Source organism: Mobiluncus mulieris ATCC 35243, assembly GCF_000160615.1.
GTDB classification, from domain to species: domain Bacteria; phylum Actinomycetota; class Actinomycetes; order Actinomycetales; family Actinomycetaceae; genus Mobiluncus; species Mobiluncus mulieris.
Genome location: NZ_GG668520.1, coordinates 244430 through 252229 on the forward strand (window position 1 = coordinate 244430; position 7800 = coordinate 252229).

Consider the following 7800-nt stretch of genomic DNA (forward strand, 5'->3'; position numbering starts at 1 on the left):
AAGCCATGACTAACACCGTTAATAAGAACCAGAAACAAACCACGAAACTGCCTTTCGCCATCAGCCTGGAGGTTGGGTCGTCGCTGGAAAACGAAACCGGGTCGTGGCGCACCGAGCGACCCGTGTATGTCCACAACCTGCCGCCGTGCAACAAGGCCTGCCCCGCCGGGGAACACTGCCAAGAATGGCTGTTTTACGCGGAAGAAGGCCGCTACCAGCAGGCCTGGGAAGTCATGATGCGCGACAACCCACTGCCGGCCGTGATGGGGCGGGTTTGCTATCATCCCTGCCAGACGGCGTGCAACCGGGGCGAAGTCGACGAAGCCGTGGGAATCAACTCGATTGAACGCTTCGTGGGGGACAAAGCCCTGGAAGAAGGCTGGAAAGTCGAGCCGTTGACCCCCGACACCGGCAAGCGGGTGCTGGTGGTCGGGGCGGGTCCTTCCGGCTTGTCGGCGGCGTATCACCTGCGTCGTGCCGGTCATGAGGTGCTAGTCCGGGAAGCCGGGCCGATGGCCGGGGGCATGATGCGTTTCGGGATTCCGTCCTACCGGCTGCCGCGCGGCGTGCTGGATCAGGAAGTCGCCCGGATTGCCGCAATGGGGGTGCGTTTCGAATATGGCGCGAAAGTCACGGACGTGGCGGCGGTGGCCACAGAATTCGACGCGGTGTTCCTGGCGATTGGTGCCCAGATGGGGCGCCATGCCGATATCCCCGCCGGGGACTCCGCGAAGGTACTGGATGCGGTCGATGTCCTGGCCGGGATGGAATCGGCCGAGAAACCCCAGTTGGGACGGCGTGTCGTCGTGTACGGCGGGGGGAACACGGCGGTGGATGCGGCGCGTACCGCGAAACGCCTGGGAGCCGAGGAAGCGATTATTGTCTACCGGCGTACCCGCGACCGTGCCCCGGCACATGACTCGGAGATTATGGAAGCCGAAGAGGAAGGCGTGATGATGAAGTGGCTGTCGACCATCAAACACGTCGACGGCGGGGAAATCAAAATCGAAAAAATGGTCTTGGATGAATCCGGTTTCCCGGTCGGAACCGGGGAATACGAGGATTTGGGTGCGGATACGGTAATCATGGCGCTGGGGCAGGAAACCGATTTAGGTTTGGTGGCGGGGGCGCCCGGCATCGAGGTGGAACATGGCGTGGTCAAAGTCAACGCCCAGATGATGACCGGGATGCCCGGGGTTTTCGCCGGGGGCGACATGGTGCCCTCCCAGCGCACGGTGACAACCGCGATTGGACACGGGAAATTGGCGGCAAGGTGTATCGATGCGTATCTGCGCGGCGAGACATACGAGTCCGCCCCGGCCGCGCCCGACGCGAAATTGGGCTTTATGAACACGTGGTATTACGCCGATGCGCCCCGGCGGATGCGTGGCAAGTTGGTGGGGGCGCGCCGCGCGTCGAGTTTCGACGAAGTGGTACAGGGTTTGGATGAAGAATCCGCCGTTTTCGAGGCACGCCGCTGCATGTCTTGCGGGAACTGTTTCGGGTGCGATAACTGTTTCGGGGTGTGCCCGGATAATGCGATTAAGAAAATCAAACCCACCCAGTACGTATTTAAATACGATTATTGCAAGGGTTGCGGGATTTGTGCCGAGGAGTGCCCGTGCGGGGCTATCGACATGGTTTTGGAGGCCAACTGATTCTTTCATGAGGCGATGACTGGAATGGCAAATCGTGGCCGTTTCTTAACGTTTTCGCTCTGCGATTGCGCCGTTATGTGACTTCGGCGCGCGCGCCCCCATCCGGGTCGTGACCAAAACCACTGGTCGCGACCCGGTATAATTTCGGGGTTTTCCACAGGGGGTGAATTTCGGGGGTTTTCCACAGGGTAATCGTTTTTCGGTTTTCGTTTAGGCGCCGCTCGCCTAGCGTGGGTTTCGTGATACTCAAGGGGGTTCATGAGGGGCTGGCCGGGGATTTGGGCTGGCACCTCATGAACCCGACCCACCTAACGGAAGGGAGACAAAACGATGGCGGGTCTGTGCTATACGGGCGATTTTATCACCCGATTTCACGCCGTGATGAACAGTTACCGTTTGGCGCGAAACCGCAGCTGGATGGGGCGCGCGGCGGCGGCGTATGACGCGAAGTACGAGGCTTTGGACGGGCGGCTGTGGATTTTGGGTGGGGTGCTCAATGAACTGGAGGGCGCCAAGGGGCACTTGGAGACGTTGCTGTGAGGGCTGGAAACGGGCGGGAATATTCCGGGGAATACTTGTTTTCGGGTGGAAACACGGCTTTGTGTGTGGATACGGAACAGGTAAAAGCCATGGTTTCAGGTTTGGAAGACGCCACCGAACAGATAGGCGGGTTGGCCGGGTATTTAGCCTCGCAACGCGCCGGGTTAGAGGCGCGGTATTTGGCGCGGATGAACGCGTTGAGCGCGGCTGCGGCGGCGGGCGACGAGAATGCTGGCTTGGCGATGGCGCGGCTGAGCGCCGCGTGGGGGCAGTATACGAGCCTGAGCAGTGTGGCGGAATACGGGGAAAACGGGGTGCTGCGTTTGGGAGCTGAAAACCGTAAGCTGGCAGTGTTGCTGCGCCGTGCCACCGGGCTTTATGAGCTGAGCGAAACCCAAGTGCTGCAGCTGATGGCACCGAGTGCGGTTGAGGGTTCTTTGCTGATGTTGGCGGAAAAACTGGTGAAGGATATTGGTTTTCCGCCGGTGTTTACTTTGGGTGGTAAACGTTATTACGCCAAGGACATGAATGAGGGACAAAAGGCGGCGGTGTTCCTGTCGTGGCTGCAAGCCAAGTTAGGGGAAAAGCAATATGGCAAGTCGCAGTCGGTGACTTTAAGGTTTGCGGGCGGCCGGCAACGCATTGAGGTGTTGGGGTTCGAGGATTCCCCCGAGCTTGATAAGTATTTCGGGGTGTATTTACGCACCGGAGATATGAAGTCTTGGGATTTTATTCAAGATATGAAAGACGCGGCCTGGCGCACCGCTCACCAGGAGTTCTGGAAAGAAAGGTTAGGAAACCAAATCCAACTGGAGACCAGTTTGGGGGGCTTGGAGTTGGTGGCGGCCAATTTGGGGCTTATGGAGCTGCGGGAAGTGGTGCGGGGTAAAACCCCGCAAGATTTGCAAGTATCCATGATAGTCGCGGGATTAAGTCAGTTTTTGGCGTCACGGCAAGAAAAATCCCGCCGTCAGAAAGAGCGTGATTTTGCCAAGAGTAAAACCGCTCGAGCCATCGGGGTGGCGGCCAGTGAACGCCTGGCGCTCAAACAGTTGCGGGTTGATGGGGGTGCGGTTTTGGTGGAAAACCCCGACGGGAGTATTTCGCGGGGGCTGCCCCGGGATGTTGGGGATATTTTCCGTTATGCCCAAACTATCGACCCTAAAGAAGGGGCGGCTTTCGAGATTCAGCAGTGGGAAACCGCCACGGGGCAGCGCGGGGCGCGGGTAGTGTTGCGCGGCACGGATTCTTGGGATGCCGGCTCGATACAGCCCCAGGACATGTTGACTAATACCGAGGCGGTGGCTGGGCTGCCCACCGGGATACACCTAGCGGTGATGCAGGCTCTGCAACGAGCCGGGGTCGGTTCCGACACGCCGGTGGAACTGGTAGGGCACTCCCAGGCGGGGATTATTGCCTCTAATCTGGCTGCCGACCCGAGAGTCAGGAAAAAATTTAATATTAGGAATGTGATTACGGCGGGTTCCCCCGTGGCTAATGCGAAAATTCCCCAGTCCATTCAGGTGTTGAACCTGTACAATAACGCGGATGTGGTGCCGATTACTGAGGGGATGAGGAACCGGCCTTCGTCCACTCACCTGACGGTACAGGGCAAATACACCACTACCATGGATATCGGGAAAAATCACAGTGCCGAGAATACCTATGCCCCGATGGCCGATGATTTGCAGGGAAAACACTATGCAAAGTATGAACATTACCTGGAATGTCGTGACAAAGTTATGGGCTTGGATCAGAGAATCGTCAAGGCTACCACCCAGAGGTTTGAGTTAAACCGTGATTTGGAATCCTTAAAACCACTGGAAAAAAGCCATTAAAGCAAATCCAACAGGAAACAAATTGTCAATTTTCAGGTATTTTTCAGCGTTATTCTGCGGAAAAGTCCTTGGAAGCCCACCTGAATTTAGGTATCATGTGAATGTAAGTGTTAAGGAGTGCTTACAGATAGATAAGGGCAGGTGAGTATGGATATGAAACCGACTACCCAATGCAAGGATGTTGTTACAGGAGAAGGCGCGGCCACAGCCGCTCGTTCCGCTGTAGGCGGGCGTGTCCATTTGGGGCGTTTCCTGGTAGGTGGGGTAGCACTAGTAGGCATGGTAGCCGTGTCGATGGTAGGTGGTGCCAAAGTTATCCAGGATGTCGACCGTACCCCTCTGGTGGGAGTGGCCGAATCTACCGCCAATCCAAACCCTGATGCGGGTCTGAATGACCCGGCCGGCCCCGGCGCAGCCCCTGCTCCCAGCCAGCCTGGCCGTGTTGGCGGCGGCGGTGCGGCAGCCACTGCTATCCAAGTGTCCCGGCGTGCCTTCCCCGGTAGCGCTGCGGAGGTTTACTTAGCGCGTCTGGATAATCCGGTTGATGCCCTCGCGGCATCCGTCATGCCCAATGGGCCGATTCTGTTGGTGCCCACCGACGGTAACGTGCCCCCCGCAGTTTTCGAAGAAATCAAACGTCTGAATCCCGGTAAAGTAGTTTTGCTGGGTGGCAAGAGCGCTATCAGCGACAATGTTGCTGGCCAGATTACCACTTACACTGGCAAGAACACCGTGCGGGTTTCCGGTGCTAACCGGGTTGCTACCGCTGCCGCTATTGCTAGCTATGCCTATCCGGGCGGGAATCCCACGGTTTACGTTGCTGATGCTATGGGTGCCGACGGCAAGGGCTCGCCTGATGCGGTGGCCGCTGGGGTGTTGACCGACGGTCCGATTATTACTGTTACCGCTAACGGTGGGGATATCGCTACTGCCGCGCAAACCGTAAAGGCTCTTGGGGCTAACCGGGTTGTGGCCTTGGGTGGGAAAGCCGCTGTTTCTGATGCGACTCTCAACCAGGTTGCCGGTGGTTCCGCCACCGACCGGATTTCCGGGCCTAACCGCTACCAGACTTCCGTGGCTATCGGCCAGCGGGTCTTTGGTACCAGCGCTGGTAATGTTTACTTGGCTTCCGGCACTGACCTGGCCTATGCCCTGGTTGCCGGTTCGCTGACTGACGGTCCGATTATCTTGGTTCCCGGTGCTGCGGATGGTAATACTCGTGGATTGGTGACTTCCTTTGGTAATCCCAATGTTAACGCGATAGGTGATGGTTCCTCGGTCAGTGACTCGGTGCTGCAGGTGGCCGCTGGTTACGCCCAGCCGCAAGCCGCCCAGCAACCGCAAAAGTCGAGCGCACCGGTAGCGGGAGTCAGCCAGGTTTACACCAAGTACTCCATGCAACCCTCGCCAACTGATGGGGCGCGTGAGGAAGCCATCTACAACGCTATCAACGGAACTCGTACCGGCCACGGGGTGCCCGCTTTGACTCGCGACCCAGTTATGGACGATGCTGCTCGCGCCTGGGCACAGCAAGTAGCCCGCACTGATGTCTTCGTTCACTCCAACGGGGCTTTGAAGTACGCGGACTTGTTCCCTGCCGGTTGGAAGTACGCGGGCGAGAACATGGTTGGGTACTACAATATCGAGCCCGGTCCTTACGCCGCTGGATGTAACGACCTGTGGGTCAAGTCCCCCGGCCACTACAAGAACCTGATTGACGGACGTTTCAACCGTACCGGTATCGGGGTGGCGACGGGACGCACCTGGGTGTACGCAGTCCAAAACTTCGGTCAATACTAAAAATCTTATTCTCATAATCCTTTCATTCGGGAAAGTCGGCGCGTGGCGCCGGCTTTTCCGCGTGTGGGGGGTGTAGTTCTCATTTATATACGAGAAGCTGCGTAAGAATAAGCCACAAGCTGAAGAATAAGTTACTATGTTTCGACGCCCAGCTGCCAACACCGCATAGTACAATTAACCGATGCCACGCAAGCAGCAGACCGAGGATATTGGGGTGTACCACCTGGGGGAAACCCCGGTGAGGTTGCAGCGTAAAAACGTTCGGCACCTGCGGCTTCGGGTCACTGACCGGGGTGATTTTTTCCTGTCTATTCCGCGTCGTGCCCCGTTGGCCACCGCCCGCGAGTTCCTGGAGGAGCAACGCGACTGGGTTGAAAATCAGCGCCACCGGCTGCGGGCGAAGCACGCTAATGCCCCAAGGTTTGAAACCGGCGAGGAAATCGCCTGGTGGGGTCAGACTTTGACCCTGCAGGTGGTGATGTTCGACCCCGCTGGCGGAGGTTCGGATCCGAAAGGTGTCGGGTCGGCTACGGCTTCACGAGGTGCTATTCGGGGTGGCGATTGGCTCGGTCAGGCGTGCCTTGCGGGTTTCGAGCCGGTGGGGGTGCCGGGTGGAGCGACGCCTGCGGGGGAGGCGGTTTCATTAGGTGCCATTCGGGGCTCGCGAGCGGAATCCCCAAAGCCGGGTTCGCGAAAATCCAAACCGCGCGCCAAAGCAGAGGTGCGTGGGGACACCTTGCGACTCATGACCCCGCCGGGAACAAACGCAACCCAACGTGAAGGTGCCGTCGACCAGTTGCGCCGTGCCTCGATGGAAACCCGGCTGGCCGCGTTGCTGCCGAAGTGGGCGGCGGCTTTGGGGATAGCGGAAACCGGCGCGGTGCGGATTCGGCGCATGAAAACCCGGTGGGGTTCTTGCAATCCGCGTACCCGCGCTTTGACGTTTAACCTGGAGTTGAGCGCGCGCGACCCGAAGTTCTTGGAATACGTGGTGGCGCACGAGTTGACGCATTATTTTCATTCTAATCACGGCCCGGAGTTTCATGCGCTGCTGGGCGCGCATCTGCCGGGTGAGCGGGCTTTGCGCCGGGAACTGAATTCGCGCCAACCCTAGGCTCGCGTTAGGGGCTTCGGCTTGGTGTTCCGGGTTTTTGGTTGTGACCGGTACGTTTCGAATCTTTGGTCGCAAGCCGTGCGTTTCGACCGGGTGCTTCGCGTCCGTGGTCGTAACCGGTGCGTTTTTGGCAACATCGTCGCAATATACGAAGATGTGGCCAGAATCGCACCATTTGTGTTATGACCGGGGTTTCCTCTACCTCTGCGACCCGGCTTCCACAATTGCGTAGCATATGGTGTGTTTCTTGGTGTTTGTGCTGGTAGATGGGGTTTTGTTGGTGTTTTTGGCATCCTGATGTCCGGGATTTAGAGGATTTTAGGTTGCTGTTACGACACCGCAATCTCAAATTATCGAAATGTAGCAGTGATTTCTGGACCTGGCGGCAATATTTGTACCCGGCTGTGACGAATTCAGGAAAAATCGCCTCGACCATGAGCTAAATCGGCCACCCTGTGTTGAATTTTCCTGATTTTGTCACAAGCCCTCCATGCTGACCCCAAAATTTCCTGATTCCGTCACAAACCAAACACACTAAAGCTGTGGAACTCAGGCGCGTTTCGGCCGTGTGTTTCGAGCCCTTGGTCGTAGCCGGTGCGTTTTTGGCAACATCGTCGAATGTCACGGAGATGCGAACGAAATCGCACCGGTTACGTTTTGCGCTCCGAGTTTTTAATCCCGGGTCTACGGGTATTCTGAGCTACTCTAAAGCTACTCTAACATTGTTAGAGTAGCGACTTTTGCCCGGTATTCTGGGGGAAACTCGGCTACTCTAACACCTACTCTAACAATTTGATGTTAGGGCTTCCGCCCTGGTGGCGCGTCCTGGGGTTGGCCGCAAATTGTTGAC

6 protein-coding genes are annotated in these 7800 nt (G+C 57.6%); 5 read left to right on the forward strand and 1 reads right to left on the reverse strand.

The genetic code is table 11. The annotated features are described in order from the left end of the window. Nucleotides 1-5: 5 nt before the first annotated feature. Entirely contained in the window at nt 6-1658 is a 1653-nt protein-coding gene (locus tag HMPREF0577_RS08985; protein WP_004013523.1) for an NAD(P)-binding protein, read from the forward strand. Between the two features lie 73 nt (nt 1659-1731). On the opposite strand, the gene HMPREF0577_RS11595 is transcribed toward HMPREF0577_RS08985, so the two are convergent. Beyond that, entirely contained in the window at nt 1732-1908 is a 177-nt protein-coding gene (locus HMPREF0577_RS11595) for a hypothetical protein (protein ID WP_004013524.1), read from the reverse strand. 80 nt (nt 1909-1988) lie between these two features. Between HMPREF0577_RS11595 and HMPREF0577_RS11680 the strand changes: the two genes are divergently transcribed. From HMPREF0577_RS11680 to HMPREF0577_RS09005, 4 genes are all read left to right on the forward strand, one after another. Then, nucleotides 1989-2198, forward strand: a complete 210-nt coding sequence (locus HMPREF0577_RS11680; RefSeq protein WP_036342800.1) for a hypothetical protein — start codon at nt 1989-1991, stop codon at nt 2196-2198. Continuing rightward, the gene (locus HMPREF0577_RS08995) at nt 2195-4036 is read left to right on the forward strand and encodes a PGAP1-like alpha/beta domain-containing protein (RefSeq protein ID WP_004013526.1); all 1842 of its coding nucleotides are present in this window, start codon (nt 2195-2197) and stop codon (nt 4034-4036) included. Before HMPREF0577_RS11680 ends, HMPREF0577_RS08995 begins: the two co-directional genes overlap by 4 nt. Nucleotides 4037-4189: 153 nt before the next feature. Continuing rightward, nucleotides 4190-5836: a cell wall-binding repeat-containing protein gene (locus HMPREF0577_RS09000; protein ID WP_036342865.1), complete on the forward strand. Its 1647-nt coding sequence runs from the start codon at nt 4190-4192 to the stop codon at nt 5834-5836. A gap of 181 nt (nt 5837-6017) precedes the next feature. After that, nucleotides 6018-6950: a M48 family metallopeptidase gene (locus HMPREF0577_RS09005; protein ID WP_004013528.1), complete on the forward strand. Its 933-nt coding sequence runs from the start codon at nt 6018-6020 to the stop codon at nt 6948-6950. The last annotated feature ends 850 nt before the right edge of the window (nt 6951-7800 follow it).